Origin of the sequence: Paenibacillus sp. V4I3 (assembly GCF_030817215.1) — a bacterium.
Taxonomy (GTDB): Bacteria; Bacillota; Bacilli; order Paenibacillales; family NBRC-103111; genus Paenibacillus_E.
Genome location: NZ_JAUSZA010000001.1, coordinates 2827519 through 2847483, shown reverse-complemented (window position 1 = coordinate 2847483; position 19965 = coordinate 2827519). Strand labels below are relative to the sequence as shown.

At 49.3% G+C, this 19965-nt stretch carries 14 protein-coding genes; all 14 read right to left on the bottom strand.

Going from position 1 to position 19965, the window contains the following annotated elements; genetic code table 11:
- Positions 1–45: 45 nt before the first annotated feature.
- The 14 genes from QFZ77_RS13080 to QFZ77_RS13015 all read right to left on the bottom strand — a co-directional run bounded on the left by QFZ77_RS13080 (position 46) and on the right by QFZ77_RS13015 (position 19958).
- Positions 46–849 (bottom strand): dockerin type I domain-containing protein, encoded by an 804-nt coding sequence (locus QFZ77_RS13080; RefSeq protein WP_307440092.1) that lies wholly within the window; start codon positions 847–849, stop codon positions 46–48.
- Positions 843–1013, bottom strand: coding sequence for a hypothetical protein (locus QFZ77_RS13075; protein ID WP_307440090.1), 171 nt, complete (start codon positions 1011–1013; stop codon positions 843–845). Before QFZ77_RS13075 ends, QFZ77_RS13080 begins: the two co-directional genes overlap by 7 nt.
- A 52-nt stretch (positions 1014–1065) precedes the next feature.
- Positions 1066–2085 carry an S-layer homology domain-containing protein gene (locus QFZ77_RS13070; RefSeq protein ID WP_307440088.1) on the bottom strand — a complete coding sequence of 340 codons (1020 nt, stop codon included), beginning with the start codon at positions 2083–2085 and terminating at the stop codon, positions 1066–1068.
- Between the two features lie 61 nt (positions 2086–2146).
- A complete protein-coding gene (locus QFZ77_RS13065; RefSeq protein ID WP_307440086.1) occupies positions 2147–2968 on the bottom strand; it encodes a carbohydrate ABC transporter permease in 822 nt (273 codons plus the stop codon).
- Between the two features lies 1 nt (position 2969).
- Entirely contained in the window at positions 2970–3959 is a 990-nt protein-coding gene (locus QFZ77_RS13060; protein WP_307440084.1) for a carbohydrate ABC transporter permease, read from the bottom strand.
- 65 nt (positions 3960–4024) lie between these two features.
- Entirely contained in the window at positions 4025–5383 is a 1359-nt protein-coding gene (locus QFZ77_RS13055) for an ABC transporter substrate-binding protein (RefSeq protein ID WP_307440082.1), read from the bottom strand.
- Positions 5384–5517: 134 nt separating this feature from the next.
- Positions 5518–6297: a response regulator transcription factor gene (locus tag QFZ77_RS13050; RefSeq protein WP_307440079.1), complete on the bottom strand. Its 780-nt coding sequence runs from the start codon at positions 6295–6297 to the stop codon at positions 5518–5520.
- A 16-nt stretch (positions 6298–6313) separates the two neighbouring features.
- Entirely contained in the window at positions 6314–7477 is a 1164-nt protein-coding gene (locus tag QFZ77_RS13045) for an extracellular solute-binding protein (protein ID WP_307440077.1), read from the bottom strand.
- A gap of 34 nt (positions 7478–7511) precedes the next feature.
- Positions 7512–7649 carry a hypothetical protein gene (locus QFZ77_RS13040; RefSeq protein WP_307440075.1) on the bottom strand — a complete coding sequence of 46 codons (138 nt, stop codon included), beginning with the start codon at positions 7647–7649 and terminating at the stop codon, positions 7512–7514.
- A gap of 2 nt (positions 7650–7651) precedes the next feature.
- A complete protein-coding gene (locus QFZ77_RS13035) occupies positions 7652–9304 on the bottom strand; it encodes a sensor histidine kinase (protein WP_307440074.1) in 1653 nt (550 codons plus the stop codon).
- 392 nt (positions 9305–9696) lie between these two features.
- Positions 9697–13695, bottom strand: coding sequence for an NPCBM/NEW2 domain-containing protein (locus QFZ77_RS13030; RefSeq protein ID WP_307440073.1), 3999 nt, complete (start codon positions 13693–13695; stop codon positions 9697–9699).
- A 40-nt stretch (positions 13696–13735) separates the two neighbouring features.
- Positions 13736–15211 carry an S-layer homology domain-containing protein gene (locus QFZ77_RS13025; protein ID WP_307440072.1) on the bottom strand — a complete coding sequence of 492 codons (1476 nt, stop codon included), beginning with the start codon at positions 15209–15211 and terminating at the stop codon, positions 13736–13738.
- 125 nt (positions 15212–15336) lie between these two features.
- Positions 15337–18609, bottom strand: coding sequence for a carbohydrate-binding protein (locus QFZ77_RS13020; RefSeq protein ID WP_307440071.1), 3273 nt, complete (start codon positions 18607–18609; stop codon positions 15337–15339).
- Between the two features lie 17 nt (positions 18610–18626).
- Positions 18627–19958: an ABC transporter substrate-binding protein gene (locus tag QFZ77_RS13015; protein WP_307440070.1), complete on the bottom strand. Its 1332-nt coding sequence runs from the start codon at positions 19956–19958 to the stop codon at positions 18627–18629.
- Positions 19959–19965 lie beyond the last annotated feature (7 nt).

Below are 19965 nucleotides of genomic sequence, written 5' to 3'. Positions count from 1 at the left end.
TTGTTTTCAATTCCGAAAAAGTATCACATTCACCCATTTGAGCCTTTAACGAAGAAGTAATCCGGCAATGACAGCACAATCTTCAATATCCACCTTACCGTCGTGATTGACATCTGCTCTTACATACTTCGCCCATTCTGGATCGTTCGAAGTTCTGCTGTAAGCCGACGCAATGATCGCCAGCTCGCTTACAGAGATCTTGTTGTCGCCATTGAGATCCAAAGGAAGATTAGCGGTTGTTGTAGTCACCGTAACGCTCGGCCCATCTGTACTCCAAAGCCCTGACGCGTTCCCCGCTTCCACCTTGAAGGTGTACACCCGGTTAGCTGCCAGGCCGCTAATGGCATACACACTATCCGTAACCGAACCGATCTCACGGCCCTCCTGGTAAACTTTAAAGCCAGTTACACCGGACGAATCAACAGCTCCAGACCAGGTTAATGTCATTCCGGAATACGTAACGTTAGTTACCGTCAAACGTTTTTCCGAGGTCCAAACCGGTTTATTCGGCGCAGTCGCATCTCGATCAAAAATCGCTCTTGCTATGATCACAAGATCTTCAATCAGCACCTTGCCGTCATGATTAACATCTGCTCTCCGGTACTGCGACCAATCCGGGTCTTCCGAGGTTTTACCGTAAGCTCTAGCAGCAATGGCCAAATCACCTATGGTGAACTGGTTATCGCCGTTCAGATCACCGGGCTTACCCACAGTGATTTGAATCGTATGCGAAGCGCCGCCCCCGGTTAGTTCCACACCTTCGGCATTAGATATCACGAGATTAGTGATCGAAACCATAGCTGCGGATGGACTGGCAAGCTGCTTGGCAGCCCAATGCAGAGTCAGCAAATCTTCGTCGCTCTTGACGGTATGCGCTTCGCCTTGACTGATCGCAATGAACCGGACTTGGTCCGCTCAGCCAAAGCAATCGGCGGTTCCGCAAATAGATTGATAAACAAAAGCATGAGGATGGAAAGTACAATGAACTCACTTTTCCTTCTGCTCATTCTCATTGCCTGTCTTCCTCTCTCACGAAATAAATTAGTATATATAACTAACTTCTAATCAATGCTTCTGAGCAAGCATAGACAGGATGATCGTGACTGCTTCTGCCCTGGTCGCATTTTCATTAGGTACGAAAAGGTTATCCCCTTTGCCTTGGATAATACCCAACCCAGCTGCAGTCGAAACGAAAGCCTGCGCCCAATCCGGAATTTGATCGACATCGGCAAAGGTCGATACGCTTGCTGAATTCACGTTAGTGCCGAGGGCGCGAACAATCATCGTCGTAATTTCGGCGCGTGAGATCATTTGATTCGCACGGAAGGTATGATCTTCATAACCCGTCACAATGTCTGCCGTCGTAACTGCTGAGATGCTTGATCTCGCCCAGTCTGGGATTTGCTCCAGATCTGCAAAAGCAAGCTGTCCGTTCCCGTTAATCGGCAAATGAAGTGCCTTCGCCAGCATCGCTGCAAACTCGGCGCGTGTGACGAGTCCTTGCGGATGGAAGGTGCCGTCCTCGTATCCGCTTACAAATCCGAGTTTAGCTGCTTTATCTATCGCTTCTCTAGCCCAATGACCGTAAATATCGCTAAACGGTGCCAAATCACCGTGGATTTCTGCTGCAATCTGCACACCGGCGTTCTGCTTAGTGGAGACCATACTGCTGCTAACGAGCTTCACATCCGTGAGCTTAACGATGGCTTGCCCTTTTCCAATAACCGTGAAGGTCAGTGTACACAAGGTTACATCTCCGCCTTCCCCGGATTCCTTGCCAATTTTAGTGTTCGCAAATTGAATCCGGTTATTTTTTACGATGGGTGGAATAGAAAATCCCTTTATAGCACTTTTCGCATCCTTGAACTTCAGCTGACTAGGATCATAGTCCAAATTGACTTCATAAGCGTATACATCCTCGAGATGCTGTCCCTTTACAATGATCTGAACCTCATGACCTACCTCTGGTTTATCATTAGAAATGGTCAGCGTGTAAGAAGCCTGGCTTGCTGCCCATGCAGATATGGGAAGCAGAAGTATACAAATCGTTAAGGCCAAGTTCATCGTCAAAAGTTTGCGCAGCATGTATGCTCTTCCTTCCCAATAAATTCATTTACTGAAGTGGGCTATAACTTTTTCGTTAGCGTTATCCTTTAATTGAACCTGCGAGTAGGCCACGGATAAAGTATCGGCTCAAGAAAATATAGACGAGAAGTGTAGGTAAAGCTGCTAGTATGGCCCCTGCCATCTGCACGTTCCACTGTACGATTTGACTGCCGGACAAGTTCTGCAGGGCAACCATGATCGGCTGCTGCTTCTGTGTCGTAAGTGTAACTGCAAACAGGAATTCATTCCATACACTGGTGAACTGCCAGATACCAACAACCACAAACCCAGTTAAGGAAAGAGGGATGATGATGTATCGATAAATACCAAAAAATCCATTTCCATCGATTTTGGCAGACTCTAGCACTTCCGTAGGAACCCCTATGTAAAAGTTACGAAACATCAAGGTGCAGATCGGAAGTCCGTACACGACGTGAACGAGAATTAACCCGGGAATCGAGTTGTACAGTTTAATGGATTGCAAGAATTGAATGAGCGGGATGAGAATACTTTGGTACGGAATGAACATCCCGAATAGCATGAGCGTAAATAGAACGTCTGCGCCTTTAAACTTCCATTTGGATAAGATGTACCCGTTTAAAGATCCAAACAAAGCTGATAACAACGTAGCGGGGATGGCCAACAAAAAGCTGTTTGTCAAGTTGGGGATCAGCTTCTTGAACGCCTCTTGATAGCCCTTCAGGTTAAAACTTTCGGGCAGCGCCCACATTCTATCCAATGTGATTTCGTCTAGGCCTTTGACGCTCGTAATGATCATCACGTAAACCGGGATCAGATAAGCAATCGCCAAAACGATCAGGGCCACATACAGCAGAGTACGATTTATGCGCTCCAGCGGCATCTTAACTCTCCTCCTTGCGCATGTTTAAGATCAAGTAAGGGACAATGAGAAAGGAAACGAGAAGCAGCATGATCATTGCAATACCGGCACCCTGCGCATAATGGTTCCCACGGAACGTCGTTTCGAACATATAAACGCCCGGTACATCTGTCACAAACATGGCTCCCGGTCCTGTCATTGCATAGACCAGATCGAAAATCTTTAGCGAAATATGTGCCAAAATAATGATTAGGCTCATCGTGATCGGTTTCAACTGCGGCAGGATGACCTTGCGCAGCACCTGCCATTCGGTCGCGCCGTCTACGCGCGCAGCCTCCCGCAGATCCTCAGATATACCCCGCAATCCGGCCAGGTACATCGCCATTGCGAATCCGGACATTTGCCAGATGGCGGCAATTGCCACGGCAATGATAGCTACAGGGATACCAATATCAATTTGACCGAAATGAATCTTCGGTACAATCTCTGTGCTTACAAACCAGCTCGGTACGTTAGAAACTCCAAGTGACTTCAGCAGCAGGTTGATCCCTGTCGTCGGGTTCAGAATCCATTGCCACACAACACCTGTTACGATGAACGAAAGCGCCATAGGAAAGACAAAAATATTACGAAAAAAAGCTTCTCCGCGCACCTTCCTGTCTACCATAACCGCCAGAAACAAGCCGATAATCATACCTCCAGCTATGAAAAGAGCCGTAAATACAATCGTATTTCTAAAATCCGATTGAAACCGGAAATCATTGAACAGAAACTGATAATTGCTGAATCCTGCAAATGTAAGGTTTTTGACAAGGGTGTTCCATTGGGTTAATGAAACGTATCCGGTCCAGGCGATAAATCCATACACAAAAATGGCAATCGCCGCTAATGATGGCAGCAGCATGAGGATGGGGACATACTTCTCTGACTTCCATACGCGGCGCCGGCGTAACTCAGTGTTGGTGTTGGATTGCGCAGTACCCAGTCGAGCGCTTGAACGGAATGAATTCATGTATTCACACTCCAGAGAAACAGGGTCAGATGCCTTACCTGCCATCTGGCCCTGCCGATTTTTCCTTATTTCTTCATACCGTTGGCATCCTGCGCCGCTTTGAGCGCTTTAGCCGCTTGCTCAACATTGCCTTGTGTAACGAAGATGTTGATCGCTTGGTTAGCCTGAGTTGTAAAACCTTCCGGTGCCGCAGAACCGTGTGCCATACTTGGCGTCAGCTTGCTCTTTTTCAAGTCCTCAATCGTCGTTTTCCCGTAAATATCGTATTTGGAAGCATCCGCATCAACCCTTGCCGGAATAGATCCTTTCAGCGGGTTAAACACGTCCTGACCTTCCACGGAGCCAAGAACCTTCAAGAATTCTTTGGCTGTCGCTTGATCCTTAGAATCTTTCGGAAGCGCGAAGGTATCCGTCACGACCATGAAAGTTCCGTTTGTATTCGGGGATGCCGCCCAACCGAAATCTTCATTCGCTTTCAATTTCAGATCGGTCGTGAAGTAGCCTTTAGCCCAGTCACCCATGTTGTTCATGGCCGCTTCGCCTTTGGCAACCAATTGCGCAGCATCTTGCCAGTTACGGGCAGCGTGATCCTTATTCACATAAGTCAGCATCTTTTTAAAGGTTTCGAGCGATTTTTTCACGCGCGCATCGTCGAATGGAATCTCGCCAGTCCACAATTTTTTATAGTCGTCCGCGCCAAGCTCACCCAGCAAAACGTTTTCAAACAGCATCGTCGCCGTCCAAGGCTCTTTGTCGCCGAGCGCCAGCGGAGTAATTCCTTTGGCTTTCAAAGCATCCGCTACCTTGATGAACTCATCAAATGTAGTAGGCGCTTTCAAACCGTTTTGATCAAAAATTTTCTTGTTGTAAAATATCACATTTCCACGGTGGATATTGACCGGTACAGAGTAAATGTTGCCATCCTTACTAACCATGTCGATTAGGTCCTTCGGAAACTTATCCTTCCAGCCTTCCTTATCGTACAGATCATTTAAGGGGCTGACCTTGCCGGCAGCAACCCAACCGGTATTTAACTCGGCCCCGCCATGAACTTGGAAAGCGGATGGCGGATCGCCGCCCTGCATGCGGCTTGCGAGTACTGCTTTTGCATTTGTACCGGCTCCCCCAGCTACGGCAGCATTAATAACTTCGATATCAGCGTATTTGCCTTTGAACAATTTAATAAGTCCTTGGAGTCCCGCTTCTTCACCGGCACCCGTCCACCAGCTAAAGATTTCCACCTGCTTTTTGGTCGCCGCCGGTGCCGAAGTCGCCGATGCAGCTGCTGTAGCCGCTGGCGTATTTGCAGCCGCACTCGGAGCCGGGCTGTTGTTTGTCGCCTCCTTTGTGCTCGTGCCGCAAGCAGTAAGAAGCGATCCCGTTACGGTTACCGTCGTAAGAATGATAGATAATTTGCGTTTCACAGTACTTCCCCTTTCAGTCACTATGTTTGAAACCGCTTTACATCTATCATTTTACTTATTATTGGAAATTCATTTAATGAGGTAAATCTATCTTTTCTTCCGTTTTTTTGCACAAACACCGTTGGGCTTATTAATTAGGAAAGTCGGGAACGGTAGTCGCCAGGTGACATTCCCATCTGTTTTTGAAACCACTCGCTGAAATACCGGGGATTGGGGTAGCCCACGGCCTCGCCGATCTGATAAATTTTGAGGGTGCTGCCTGCCAGCAGCTCGCAGGCCTTCTCGATGCGCAGGTACGATAAATAATCACTAAACGATTTGCCTGTTTCCTGACGAAACAACCTGCTTAAATAATTGGAGGTAACAAACAATTCCTCGGCAATTAGATTGAGTTGAATATCCTCCGTAAATCTTGCGTTCATGATATGCAGCGCTTTTTTAATCAAGTACGAACTGGGCTCCTCGAATACTATTGGTTCGACAGGTTGTTTGTTGGTTTGCATGGCTTCTTTGGCGCACATCTGCTTAGCTTTTTGTAATGCATCTTCAATATCTTCGACTTCCGTAGGCTTAAGCAGATAATTTACCGCGCCTAACCGAAGCGCTTCTTGCGCATATTTAAAATCACCATACCCGCTCAGGAATATGACCTTGATGTTTGATAGCAAGTGATTTTCATTTTCCAATTCGCGTAATCTTGCAACTAACTCTAATCCGGTCATATTGGGCATACGAATATCCGACAAAATGATGTCGACGGGATGATTTTGTATATAATCTATTGCTTCAAGACCGTCTTGAAATACTCGCACAAGCTCTATTCCTATTAACTCCCAATTGATATGCATGCTTAAGCCTTCCCGAATCCAGGCTTCGTCATCAATAATAACGGCACGGTAAATGGAAGCAGTCATCGATTTATCCTCCATCCTATTGAGAATTCATATTCATTTTTTGAGACAGATGGCGCAACTCAATTGCTGCTTCTCTTAAGGCTTCTTGCGGCTTGTCAGATGACGTAATGATTTTAGCTAAAGCCATTTCTTCAATATCGACCATATCCGGATAATAGCTAATGGAAGGTTCATTTTTGGCGATATCCATACTCTTCAAAATTAAAGCAAAATCCGGTCTTGTTGCTAAAAAGGACGGATCGTCCAAAATCGAACGTCTTGCCGGCACACCACCTTGCTGTGCATAGATCATCCCGCCCTTCTTGCCAGTCGCATACTCGAGAAACTTCCAGGCATCAACTGAATTTCTGGAGCTCGCATTAATGGCGAGAGTCCAGCCATGCTGAAACGGGACGCGCTGTATTTGTCCATTCTGATCTTTGGTGCCTGGAATTAATGCAATTTTAATCGATTCTTTATTGGGGTCACTATTTTGCTTGATCATCGGGTAAGCCGCATTCCAATAAGGAGCCGCCATGGCGATCTCCCCCGCAATTAACGCGTCACGGGTTCTCGCAAAATCCCAGCTCAGTAAATCCTGTGGCACCACCTTCTCTTGTACCAATTTCTCCAAGTATTGACCGGCTTGAATCGACTCTTTATTATCCAAAAATACTTTCCCGTCTTCTTCATTCAGAATGTCACCCCCAAATGACCATAGCAGCGAGGCAAAGATTTTGGATCTTTCCTCCGGCACGACAGCTGGCATCCCCAATCCCCAAGTGGTTGGGGATGCTGGGTTTTTACTTTTCGAAAACTTTTTGGAAGCCTCGAACAACTCATCCCAAGTCTCAGGCGGACTTGGGATTAAATCGCTCCTGTAGTAAAGAAAGTGGGTGCTGATATCGGTTGGCAGCGCATATGTCGCCCCGTGGTACCGGTAGATGGAAAAAAAATCGTCTACATCAAACGATTGCAAATCGGTTATATTCGTATCCTTCATGAAGCCGTCCAACGGAAGAATCGCATGAACAGAGGCAAATTGAGCAATCGATGTGTTGGGAATGGAAACGATGTCAAATGTATCGGTCCCTGCCAGCAGTTGTGTACCTACAGCAGTAAAGTACACGTCCCTTCCTAATTCAATAAATTCAACTTGAATTCCAGTGTTTTTCTCAAATGTCTGCGAAATTTGACGCATAGCTGAGGATTCCGTTCCTGTTCGAATTAGCACTTTAATTTTTTTTCGAACTTGCCATTGCTTTGGGCGGATCAATCGTCACCCGCTCCAATAAAATTAAACTGCTGAGCGCCCAGACCAGAAGCAGGACGACCGAAATAATCATCAGCCCATTGTATTTTAAGTAGTTCATGGTTAGCCCCCCGCCTCCTCTTGGACCTGATCCGACATTGATAACCGATAAGGGATCGTCACTTTGACCAGCGCTCCTTGCTCCATACCTGCCACAAGCTCGATGCCGTATTCGGGACCGAAAGCCGTCTGTATTCGCTGTTGGACGTTTCGAAGTCCGACATGGTCGGAGGAATCATCCTGCAACAGAAGGCGAACACGATCAAGATCGATTTGCTTACCCGTATTCGATATGAAGATATAAACTCGTTCTTCGAATCTATGGGCATTGATCTGCACGGTACCGCCTTCCGGACTATTCGATATTCCATGTTCCAAAGCATTTTCAATGAGCGGCTGCAGGATAAGCGGCATCACAATGACCGATGAAATGTCGGGATCTACATTGATTTCATAATAGAGCTTGTCCCTGTAGCGAAAGGACTGAATTTGCAAATAGTTTTCAACGTGTTCAAGCTCTTTTCCAAGCGTTGTCCATTCCTGTCCTGCATTTAAGGTAAACCGAAAGAACCGTCCCAGCGCAGTAACAAGCTTACTGATCGAATCAGCGTTGTGCTTCTTGGCCATCCAATAAATCATGTCGAGCGTGTTGTATAGAAAATGAGGATGAATTTGCATTTGCAGAGCTTGAAGCAGTGCTTCCCGTTTCTCTTTCTGCTGCCTCTCATTCTCTTGGATCAGTGTTTGAATGCGATCCATCATGCGGTTGAAGCTAACTTGTAAAAGGCTGATTTCTTGAATATGTCCTAGTGTTTCACGGACATGAAGATTGTCTTGCGCAGCGAAAACCATTAACCTAGCCAAGTTCATAACCGGTTTAGAGATAGCAGTAGCCAGCAGAAACGAGACAATGACCGAGATAAGAGCTCCAATTGCCGCCATTATGAGCAGGTAGCGTAGTATTTTTTGATTGGAACCAATTAGTTCATCAATCGGGACTACCGCAGTCATTTTCCAACCGCTAATTTGGGAGGTATCCGAGGCAAGAATCCATTTTCCGTCAACGATCTTAAGCCCTTGCCCTTGAGAGGGCAGTGTCTTTATCGCAGCGCTTATTTTGTTGTTTTGCGCCAGCTGCGGATCTTGCTGATAAATCACATCTCCCGACGCGTCCGAGACCAATAAGGAACCTGTTGAACCAATTTGAACTTCCCGGAGATAATCGCTAATAAATTGATCGTTGAAATGAATAAACAAATATCCTCGAAGCTTTGCTGTATTATTGTCAATGAGACGTCTTGATGCTGTAACCGAAGCGCGAACTGGGGATTCGTAGCTATTTTTTGGACGGTATATCGCTCTATTGTCGCTGAACCAGCTCATCTTTAAGGGCTGCTTCTCCAGTTGATCCGTCATGAATTGATAATTCACTCGATTAACTTGCTCAAATGAATAAAATAAATTTTCTGTCGAAAGAACATCTTTACTCGATGTAACGAAATAAATCGCGCGAATGTGCTCCAGCCTGCCCCGAAACAGATTGGAATACACCATGCTTTTAAATTTTTGATTCGCATCAAATAATCGATACGGGGAATCCAAGGGACCGTTAATAAAATCAAGCGACTGCTCATATAACAATGTCCATGTGAGCCGATCAATCTCTGACAGATTGGCATCCAGTGCCCTCTGAGTTTGCGCAACCGTTTGCAACAAATACTGGCTCATCTGTGTTTGAAATAATTTATTTTCCTTTTTGTATGTAATATAGGTAATTACGACCAAAGGGGAAATCATAAACAGAAGTAAAACAGATAGCAGAATAGTTCGAATGGAAATCAGTTTGCTGACGCTAGTGAATGCGCTCACCCTTTCTATGATTTAATACACGAATAATCTATCACTTGTATTTTAAAATGTTTGTCGAATTAACTGAAATTAGGAATTAATTATGACGTGAAGAAAGTTAATTCTACAAAAAACATTGAGCCCCCCTATAGCACAACTGAGGCATACAGAAAAACCGTTCTTTCTCAGGGGAGAAAGTTCCCTAGTCAGAAAGAACGGTTATTGTGGTTTTTAGTCGACAGGTTTCCTTGCGCCGCAGTCTATTTCAGCTGAACCAACGCCGCCAAATTGACGGGAGACATCAAATCGCTGTTGAAGCGATCCAGCACCATGGCTCGAACCGTGTACAGACTGGAGTCAAAATCTGCCGTGTTGAAGAAGGCGGTAAAGGCTTTGGAGGCTTCGATTCTGTCGGATTGCACAGCCACGATCCCTACAGGCGTGTTGCCCTTCATCAGTTGAAAGACGATGACCTGTTCATCCGGACCTTTCACCGCATCCGGAGTCGGCTGCACACTAACCTGGGCCTCGATGCCACCTTGGCGCTTGAGAACGCCTGTGGTCGTAAGTGTATATGGCGCCAGTCCGCTGGCCTGCGGGACGAGAACGGAAATCGCCTCGGTCGTAGCTTTGCTGCCGTCCGACAAGTCGGTGATCTCCAGAACCACCTGTACAGTCGTTCGCGCCTTTGGCGCCCGAATCGTTCCGTCCAGCGCAATGATGCTAGGATCGCTGGAACTTTGAATCGCGATGCGGAATCCATTCGGTACGATTGGCAGCTTAAGCCGAGTGTCGATTGGCGAAGGATTTGCGATCTGCTTGATGCTCGCCGCCAATTCTCGTGCCGTCATGGCCGTTGTCAAGAAACCGGCGTTCAGCCAATCGCCGTGGTCAAAGTTTTTGCCGCCCGCATCGTTCAGCGATAGGAGAATCTGCTTGGCTCCGTCCGGCAGCGTGACGTTGAAGTTCCACAACATGCCTTTGCCGATGAGCGGCGAGGCGGCAGCAAGCTTCCCATCCACATACACGCTGAACAGCATGCTTGCGTATCCGCCTTCTTCCTTCACCTCGTCGTCCCCAGCGGCAATAGCGACAAATCTTTTGGCCCCATTGGGAATCGTGTATACGATATCGGAATTGGCGTGAGTCCCCAAACCGCGCTCATACGTTTTACCGCCCGCTCTCAGTGGATTGCCGTCAATCGATAGCTTCTTCTTCGGTATGTTGTTCCAGCCGGATGTCGCGCTGACCCAATTCAGTTCGTCCAGGTAAACCGACGGAAGAGGAGGCACAGGGCCATTATGCTCCAAGGTGTACAGCGTTTTCGATACGGCGTTTGAGCCCGGTTGTCCTTTCACAAAAAGCTTGGCTTTCAATTTAGCCGTGCTTACAGGGAGAGCAAAAGGTCCCGTATACAGCAGCGAGTATTGGCTCGGTTCGCTATCGTCCAGCGTATAGCGAATTTCGAAGTCGCTTCCCTCCGCATTGGTCTGTATCCTTACTTTCCCGCCTGGATTGACCCAGTTCCGATCCCCGTCGTACAGGATCTTTATGATAGGCAAGGTCTTGTTGAATCGGGCCGTGACGGTGCTGCCGGCTCCTTCCCCGCTCGTGATGACCGCACGAAGGACGACGGAATCGGTGATCACGATTTCCTTCTCGTATCTCGGAGAGCTAGCCTTCGGTTCGGAACCGTCCAGCGTATAATGAATCTCGCTCGAGCTGTCCGATGTTTTCAAATGAACCGTACGTTGATCCAGAAATCCCCCGCCGAACGGCTCCATGTCAAGCTGGCTGAATTTGGCAACATAGCCTCCGCTGCCTCGCATCTTCATGGTTAGCACGGCGCCTGAAGATACAATCTGCTTATCAAGACTGTAAGTGTTGGGCTTCGTAAAATCGTCTGCATAGATGCTGGCATTGTACTTCCCGCTGCCGAGGAACGACAGGTTCAGACCCATCGTGCGCTCCTCCAGTCCGTTCATGACAGCCACATACCAGGTCGTACCGGAGCGGCGGGCCATCGCCGAAACCTCTCCGATTTCGCTGCCGGGCAATACAATCGTCTCATCCCAGGCCGTCGGCATGCTTTTGAACAGCTCTACTGCCGGATTCAGCAGCATGTTCTCCGGATGCTCCCCGAAGGAAAGAATCGGCGAGGTAAGGCTTAGCGCCGTGGCCACCTGATGGCTCCAGGAGCTTTTGCCCATCCGGTTGCTGAGCGACATTGGCGTATAGTCTCCATGACCTGCCAGGTAGCGGGTGAACGGCAAGGTGGCGTTATGATCGGCCGGCGGCGCGCCTTGCTCCAGACCGTGCACGGCCTCGCGGGACAATTCATTGGGATAAGTCCGCGACATGCCCGTCGGTTTATTGGCCCCATGGAAATTGACCATCAGGTGATATTTTGCGGCGTCCTCCAGCGTGTCTTTATAGAAATTCATCTTGAACAGCTCTTCGCCGTCGATGAAATCGATCTTGACCCCGATTACCCCTGCCGCTTTGGCCTTTTCGAAGAAGGCGAGCCGATCCTCGCGGTTGAAGAGGCCTTTGATGCCGAAGCGATCGGAAGCGGATTTCCATAGCCAGCTTTCGACATGCTTGGATTTGCCGTAGTCCACGACTTCTTTGACAGCGGCCCAATACTCTTCAGGCGTTGATGCCCAGTCCGTCCATCCTTCGTCAATCAGATTGTACGGAATGCCAATTTCGGCGGCGTAGTCGATATAGAGCAGCATGTTGCGTTTGCTGACATCGCCGTCCACAACCCAGGACCAGGTGGAAGAGCCGGGCTTAATCCAATCGGTGTTGTTGTCAAAGATCGGCGCTTGCGGCGGGCTCACATTGGTCATGATGTCGTTGTTCACGAGACCGTTCAAGTCACGGGCTACGGTTACGATTCTCCAGGGCGTCGAAACCTCGCCGGACAAGGTCCAGTTGCCGCTGTTGATGAAATTGGCTTTGAAGTTGGCGCCGCCTTCGGCATTCAAGGTCATGCCGACATATTGAACGAGCGCTCCCTCGGTAATTGCGGCATACCCGGCGCTGCCCGGCAGCTTAATCGTCATCGGTGGGCCGATTTTCGTATTCACAGGAACAGATTGGGCGCTCTGCTTCGTGAAGCGACCTTCATAATTGGTTGTATTTTGCTGATACCACACGGTACTGTCCGCGGGGAGCCGGAAGCTGGTGCTCTCGCCCGAGAACACGCGGTCCGAGGTTCCCGGCGGAATCACATATCGAAAAGCGATTCCATCGTCAAACAGTTTGACTTGGAGCTTGTAGGTCATGCCGCTGTTCACGTCCGTAATCGGAATCGTTGTGAGTGTGTGATGATCCCTGGCTGTGGAATGGTTGCCGGTTATTGGATAAGTGAAAGCGTCCGGAGAAACACTAACCGCCTGAGTCCGGTCCCAGAGCACCCGCTCGCCGATATCGTGGCCGTCCACAATGACGCCGAGCACCGACTTTTCAACGACAGGTGCACCGTTAAACTTCATGGAATAGGTCAAGCGTCCGTCAATCTGCTCAATCGTACTCATGACTTGGCCTCCGGGGCTGGCGATAGCGACAGGCTCGGAAGGCGACCAGCCGCCATTTCCGTCGGTCAACAGGAACCGGGCGTCCAACCAATCCGTATGGTCACAAGTCGGGTCGCCCAAGTCATCGGTGATCAGGGTCAGTGTCTTGGCCCCGGCCGGAATCGTGACCTGGAATGTATAAGTTTCGTTAAATTTCAATTCCGGCGAACTGGCGATGACCTTATCGTCCGCCTTGACGTGAAATTTGGTCTTGGCCTTGACATGATCCGGGTTCGATTTGACCTCGTCGTCAATCCCGGCAACCGCCGTAAAGCGCTTGTAGGCTGGGTCGAGATTGTACACGATTTTGGAATTTGCATGCGCCCCGATGCCCTTATTGTACGTTTTCCCCGCCGAGGTCAGTGTGTTGCCGTCCAGCGACTTATCTTTTTTGGCGCCGCTCCAGTACGATTCCATGCTGACCCAGTTCAGGTCGGACGCGTATACTACATCGCTCACAACGAGGGCGGTTGAGCTTTCGTTATAGGTCGCCACGGTCACCGATGCATTCGTTGCCGTCGTACCAGTTCCTTCATCGAATGTCTTGTGCGTGAATGGAAGCTGCACGGAATTGGCCACGACAGTTCCCGGCAATCCGAAAGGCAAGCTGCCAAACAGCAAGCAAACCATCAAAAACAACTTGGCCGCAATTGGCCGCAAATAGCGTCTATTATGCAAGCGTACTCTCCTCCTGATTCATGGTTTGGCCCAACTGCTGTTAGGGCAAAAGGTTTTGCATCAAATTGTAGATCGCTTGAGCATTCTGTGAACGCGTAGCTGCGGATTGAGCATCAAATGTGCCCTCACCGATGCCCTGCATCAGCTTCGCGGTCCATGCTTGGTTCACAGCTTCCCGGGCCCATCCGGAAATCTGATCCTGATCCTTGAAGACCGGCAGCGAAGACTGCCCCGCATGAATGCTCCCGCGTTTGGCCTCATAAGCCTTCACGAGCAGCAAAGCCATCTGTTCGCGGGTAATGGCGGCATCGGGACGGAACTCGGCATCCGTTAGCCCAGAGATCAACCCGGCCGCATAGGCTCTCTGGATGGGATCGGCGTACCAAGCATCAGCGCTTACGTCCGAGAAGGGAGTGCTTCCTTTGCCGGTCGGCAGCTCCAATACGCGCACGAGCATCGCCGTGAATTCCGCCCGCGTCGTATGGTCGTCAGGCTGGAACAAGTTTTCGGTTTTGCCCGATACGATATGCCGCGCAGCCAGCAATTCCAGCGTTCGGTTTGCCCAATGGCTGGATGGGACGTCATCGAATGATTTTTTATACGCGATAGCCGCATAAGAACTCAGATGTTTAAGCTTGACTTGTATCCGCTCCGAGTTCTTATCCACCGTGCCGCCAACGTATTCCCATTGCTTAGTGTCATCGTTGCGGTAGTAGATACCAAGTAAGCGTTCATCGGCCTTCGGATCGTAAGGCAGAGACAGCTCCATGTCCCCTGCAAGCTGAACGGCCCAAATTTCAGTGCCGTCCTTCGAAATCAGCGACACCTTGACATCAAAAATCTCGCCGGCCATTTGCAATTGAGCACCGTTCTGGCGGGTCAGACGCCCCATTTCCGTGCTTGTGGTAGCTTCCGCTTTGACTTGCAATACCGCCCCCTCCGAGTTGGCTGTCCGCTTGAGTAAGGCCTGCACTTCGGACATCCCTACCGTGAGGTAAATGTCGCGAAATCGCACCTTCAGCGGCATATTCGCAAAATCCTCAACAGCTATCAGCGCTGTGTTTTGGCCCGCCTCCGGCTGAACCGATGCGATGCCGTTCTGTATGACAGGCTTAAGCGTTGGCGACTGGTTAGCCGGCGCAGGAACCGTTCCCCCGCCCGAGCTCCCGCCGTCTTCTCCACGGCTCGGCGCGATAACTTGGAATTTCTTAACATCCTGCACGGCGCCGCTTCCGGCAATTACGGTATAGGTGCCCGGTACGGAATCATCCGGCAAGGTGAACGAGTCGCTGAATTCCCCTCCATTTAAAACGTTCACATAAAGGATGCTTAGATTCGGTCTTAAGACTTTGACCGTGATCGTCTCCAGATCGGTGCGTCCTGAAATTTCGACGGTATCCCGGGCTCTGCTATCCTTGATTTCCTGAAGAGTTACCGAGGAAGCCGAGAAAGCGTTTCCAGCATAGGACGTCCAGAAGATGCCTGCAAGAATAAGCAGGACGATAAGCTTTTTCATAACCCACCCCTATTCAATGAATTCGCCGCTGGCGCCATCCAGTGTAGCCCCTATCTAATCACGCTTGACCCCTCTTCTATGTATAAATGTAGGTCGACCTGCGGTCGACCTACCTATTTTTACGGTTAGCCCTCTTTCCTTTTCTGCCAAGTATCAATGAGGAATTGAGCATCCGTATTCAGAATCGCCTTTGCACGAGCTTGCACGTTGCCGCTTAAAGCTTCATTATTCAAGTGCTTGATAAAATCTTGAATATGCTTTACCGCTTGATCCTGCTTGCCTTTGTCAAGCTGATGCTGAACCTGCTTAAGAGAGTTGGTCAGCTGAGGGACGATCGCTCCGCTCAGCTCTCCCGAATTCGTGAAGCGGGTTATTAAATGCTGCATGGCATAGACGCTGGTCGTCACGCTGACGTTCCTTGTGTTCTCCAGCCTGTTTCCAGAAGCGTCCTCAATGGTGATAGCGGCCTTTTTCATTCCTAGATTTCCGGCCATATCGATGTCAATGCTTTGCTGCGTCGTCGGATCAATCGTATATTCCTTACCGTCAATTGCGACTTTTGCTGTCGTGATCGCCGATAAGTTATCCCATACTTTGAAGTTCAGAGCGGTATCGTCTTCAAAAGAATCACCGTCATTTATAATAATTCCGTTAGCGGTTAGAGCAAAGGAAGGCAAATCTTTGCTGTCTACGGTGATTCCTTTCGATACGTTCCCCGATTTATCCACGTTCTTGATTAAAATCGTGTAGTTATGGCTCTTGTCAAGTCCCGGTAAAACGGCGGTTTGTATGCCTCGACCGACGTCGATTGCGTTTCCGACCGGTTGGCCGTTGCTGAATACCGCGATTTGTGATTTTTGACCGTCGATGTCATAAGGGCCGTCCCAATACAATGTCATGGCATCGTTGCCGCGAATCGCTTGCACGTTCTCTACCTCTCCCGGAGGTACATGATCAGGCAAAGTCACAGGCGGCGGAGTCGGTGCCGTAAGCACGGCCGGGTCACCGAACGTAAATTTATCGAAGTTGTATAACCAATCGTTGCCTTTGAACAGCATGAACACGATATGTTTTCCGTTCACAGGAGTGGTGACGTCCGCCGAGGTAACCTTGAAATCTTGCCATCCGCCGGTTCCTGAAACCGAACTGGTTGCGATAACCGGGCCGCTCACGCTATCGACTCTAACTTCTATCGTTCCTCCGCCGGTTGCACTTGCCGCATTAACATAAAATTTAGACGGACTCTGAGTTCCAAAGTCAATGTAATTGTACATGGCATTCGGCTTATTGGGACCGTATATTCCCGCCAAGTACGTTTGACCGCCACCGTTTTCCGTACCGAAGCCTACGCCGCTGGTATAATTCTCAGCCTCCAGCTTGCCATAAGCATCCCTTGCTTTCCCTTTAACTGTCGTAAAGGTGAACCAATCCAAATTGCAGGGCGCATCGCTTCCGTTTGTGCCATGGAATACGAGATACACATCGTGAACGCCAACTGCCTTGGTGTCGTCAATGTTGGCCATCAAGTCCACCCAATTATTCCAGTTTCCCAAAGCCGGAATTCCGATCACACCTGCGGTCGGCCCGTCCAGGCTATCTAGCTTCACCTCAATCGTGCCGCCTTGATTGCCGCTGGTCACATGAACGGTAACGCCGGCCGCACCAGATCCAAAGTCAATGCCTTTATATGAGGCGTAAGCGTTATTTTTAATGCCGTCCAGGAAGCCCCAATCTGCATTTTTGCTTAGACCCGAGCTGCTGTCGAAATGACCGGCCTTCAGCCTTGCGTATGCGTCCGACTTGGTCGGATCCGTTGTTGTGAATTTAAACCAGTTCAAATTAAACAAATATTGATCGTTCGTCTTCGTAAAGACAAGATAGACGTTATGTACGCCGGTTACTTTGCTCGGGTTCCCTTGATCGTCTTTAAGGACGGTCACGGCATCCGTAAAATTGTTCCATCCTCCTGTCCCCTCAACGTTTAAGGTTCCGACTTTTGTACCGTTCAAGGAGTCGAGTCTTATTTCGATGTTCCCTCCACGAGTTCCGCTTGCCGCTCTGGCTATAAAGCCAATGGCACCCTCAGATCCGAAGTCGACATTTTTATACGCCGCATAGTATCCGGGCTGTATGCCGCCGAGCTGCAGCGAGCCATCCGTGCTACCTTCCATAACAAATCCGGTACCGACGTTATAGCTTTCCGCTTCTACCTTATTAAAAGGATTTTTGGAGGCATACCCGCCGAGTGCGACGTCCTGCGATTGCAAAACGGACAATGCTTCTACTGCGCCGGATGATGCCCAAGCCTCAAAAGTTCCGGAAAGCAGCTGCCCTGACCAGTTGCCGTCGACGATGTTGTCGGCGTTTCGATTGTTCCATGCCGTTTGGGCGTTGAAAGCCACCCAGTAATTAAAGTCCGCAGCGAATTGCTTGTAGGTGCTTTCGCTTCGCTCGTTGACGGTCTTTTGCAGATAGGCAAGATTGCGAAGCAGGATCGTTTTGCCGCCTTTTAGGTCGTGGTTCGGTCCTTCATAGCGCAACAAGCGGTTTTCATCGACTAAATGATCTTTGGTAAAGCTCGCCGCTTTCACAGCATCGTCAAGATACACGGTATTTCCGGTTATTTGATACAATCCTACCGCTGCGCCGATGAAAGTGCCCTGATTGTAATGAGTCGCATCGGGGACGGCGCCTTTCTCCATCTCGATGCGGTCAAACACTTTCCCGTTACCGTCCGTAAGCATCGTCTTGCTCCATCGGTAAATGCGGGTGGCCGCATCCAAATAATGATCGTCCTTCGTGATGTTATACAGATAAACGGCCGCTTCGGCTGCGGGGAAGTTAATACAGGCATTCTTCGTAGAGTGATCCGTATTCATCCACCAGATGCCGCCGTTCGCAAAGCTGTCATCCCATTGCGTATTGTAAACAAAGTCGAAATAATACTTGGCTTTATCCAAATATTTTTGATTCTTCGTTATTTCGTAGGCTCTTGCTGAACCCATCGCCCACCACATGATGTCGTCATTGAAATGATTGTTCGTCCAATCCTCCCCGTATTTCGCTACCGTACCGTCAAAAATGTCGTCAATCTGAGTTCGAAGCTGCGCTTTCAAGCCGGCATCGGAAGTATGAAGATAGGCGTCCATGACCATTTCCCAAAGCTCCGCTTCTATCCAAAAGTCCATATAGTTGCTGCCGCGATTCGAATTTTTCCAAAATAACTTTGCGCTGCTGTCCCAAAATTTCGCGTTAAATGCTTGTATGGCCGTATCTCCGTCCGACGAAGTAAATGCATTCGCTTTTGGGCTTCCCAGGGCAGAATATGATGTGAAAGTTAATGCAAACGCCGTTGTCAACAGTAAAAGTTTAGAGCGGCTCCTTTTTGTCAGTACCATTACATTACCTCCCTGGATTATTTGGATGACGCTATCACTTTGTTCACCTTGTCGGCCGTATCCTTCAGCTCGGCTTCGCCGGCTTTGCCGCTCAAGACATTATTCCAGACGGCGTCGATGAACGGGCCTGCTTTCCCGGACCAGGTCGTAAGGAACCGTACCGGCTGAATGTTCGGTGATTTTAGAATATAATCGATACCGTCCGCCAAATCCGGATGCCCCGCTTTCTTGAGCGTGTCGAAATAAGCGCCTGCGGCCGATTTGTAAGCGGCGGGAGCGACCGGTGTGGACGGCAGCACTTCCTGATACATTGACGAATCAAGATACATCAGCACTTTCCAGACCGCATCCGGATTCTTGATAGTGGCCGGGCTGCACCAACCGACGGCGTCATAAATCTCCGATTGCGTCTTCACGACAGGCTGAGGAGCATATCCCCATTCCAGGTTCGGCGCATTGCGGATCAGGTCGTCTGCCACCCACTGCCCTTGCATCGTCATCGCAACTTTGCCGTCCTTAAATGACGCCATAACGCCCGATTGGTCGAACGTCGGCGGAATCATGGATTTGTCGGCAATCGCCTTCTGATACTTCTTCACGCCCTCGATAAATTGCGGGCTCACTTCCACCTTCGTCGGGTTTACGATCGAATCCGTAAAAGGAGCGCCTCCGGCCGATACCGAGTACAGCGATACGTTAAATGCATCAGGTCGGCCATAATATCCATACTGCTGAATGCCGCCTTTATTAGATGTCAATTTGGCCATGGCGCCAAAAAACTCATCATACGTCCAACCCTGCTTCGGCTCTGGAAGCCCGGCATCTTTGAACAGCTTTTTGTTGTAGAAAACACCATACGTATTTAGAAGGCCCGGCAACCCGTAAAGCTTGTTATTTGATTTCCAACTGTCGACGACACCCGGATAAAATCCATTCATATACTCCTGATCCGAACTTGCTTTGGCCGACCAGTCGTAAAGAAGGCCTTTCGCGCCGTTTTGCAGCGTCATGTCGTTGCCGGTCATGAAAATATCAGGAGCCTGTTTGGCTGCCATCATCCCGTTGATTTTGATGCCGTAATCTTGAAGCGGTGCCGGAAGCAGCTTAACGGTGATGCCCGGATTCTGCTCCTCGAACTTCTTCATCGAAGCCATGATCTTATCATTCATCGCTTGGGATTCCCAAGTCATCAGCGTGACCTCCGTGGACGTCGCTTTACTGCTGTTGCCGGATGTAGCTGCCGGCGCGGTCGCACCTCCGCCTGAGCTCGTGCTTTCCGAACAACCTACCACCGTCCCCAATGCCAGAGTTAACGCTCCTGCCAGACTCACCAATTTAATCGCTTTCATTTCTATG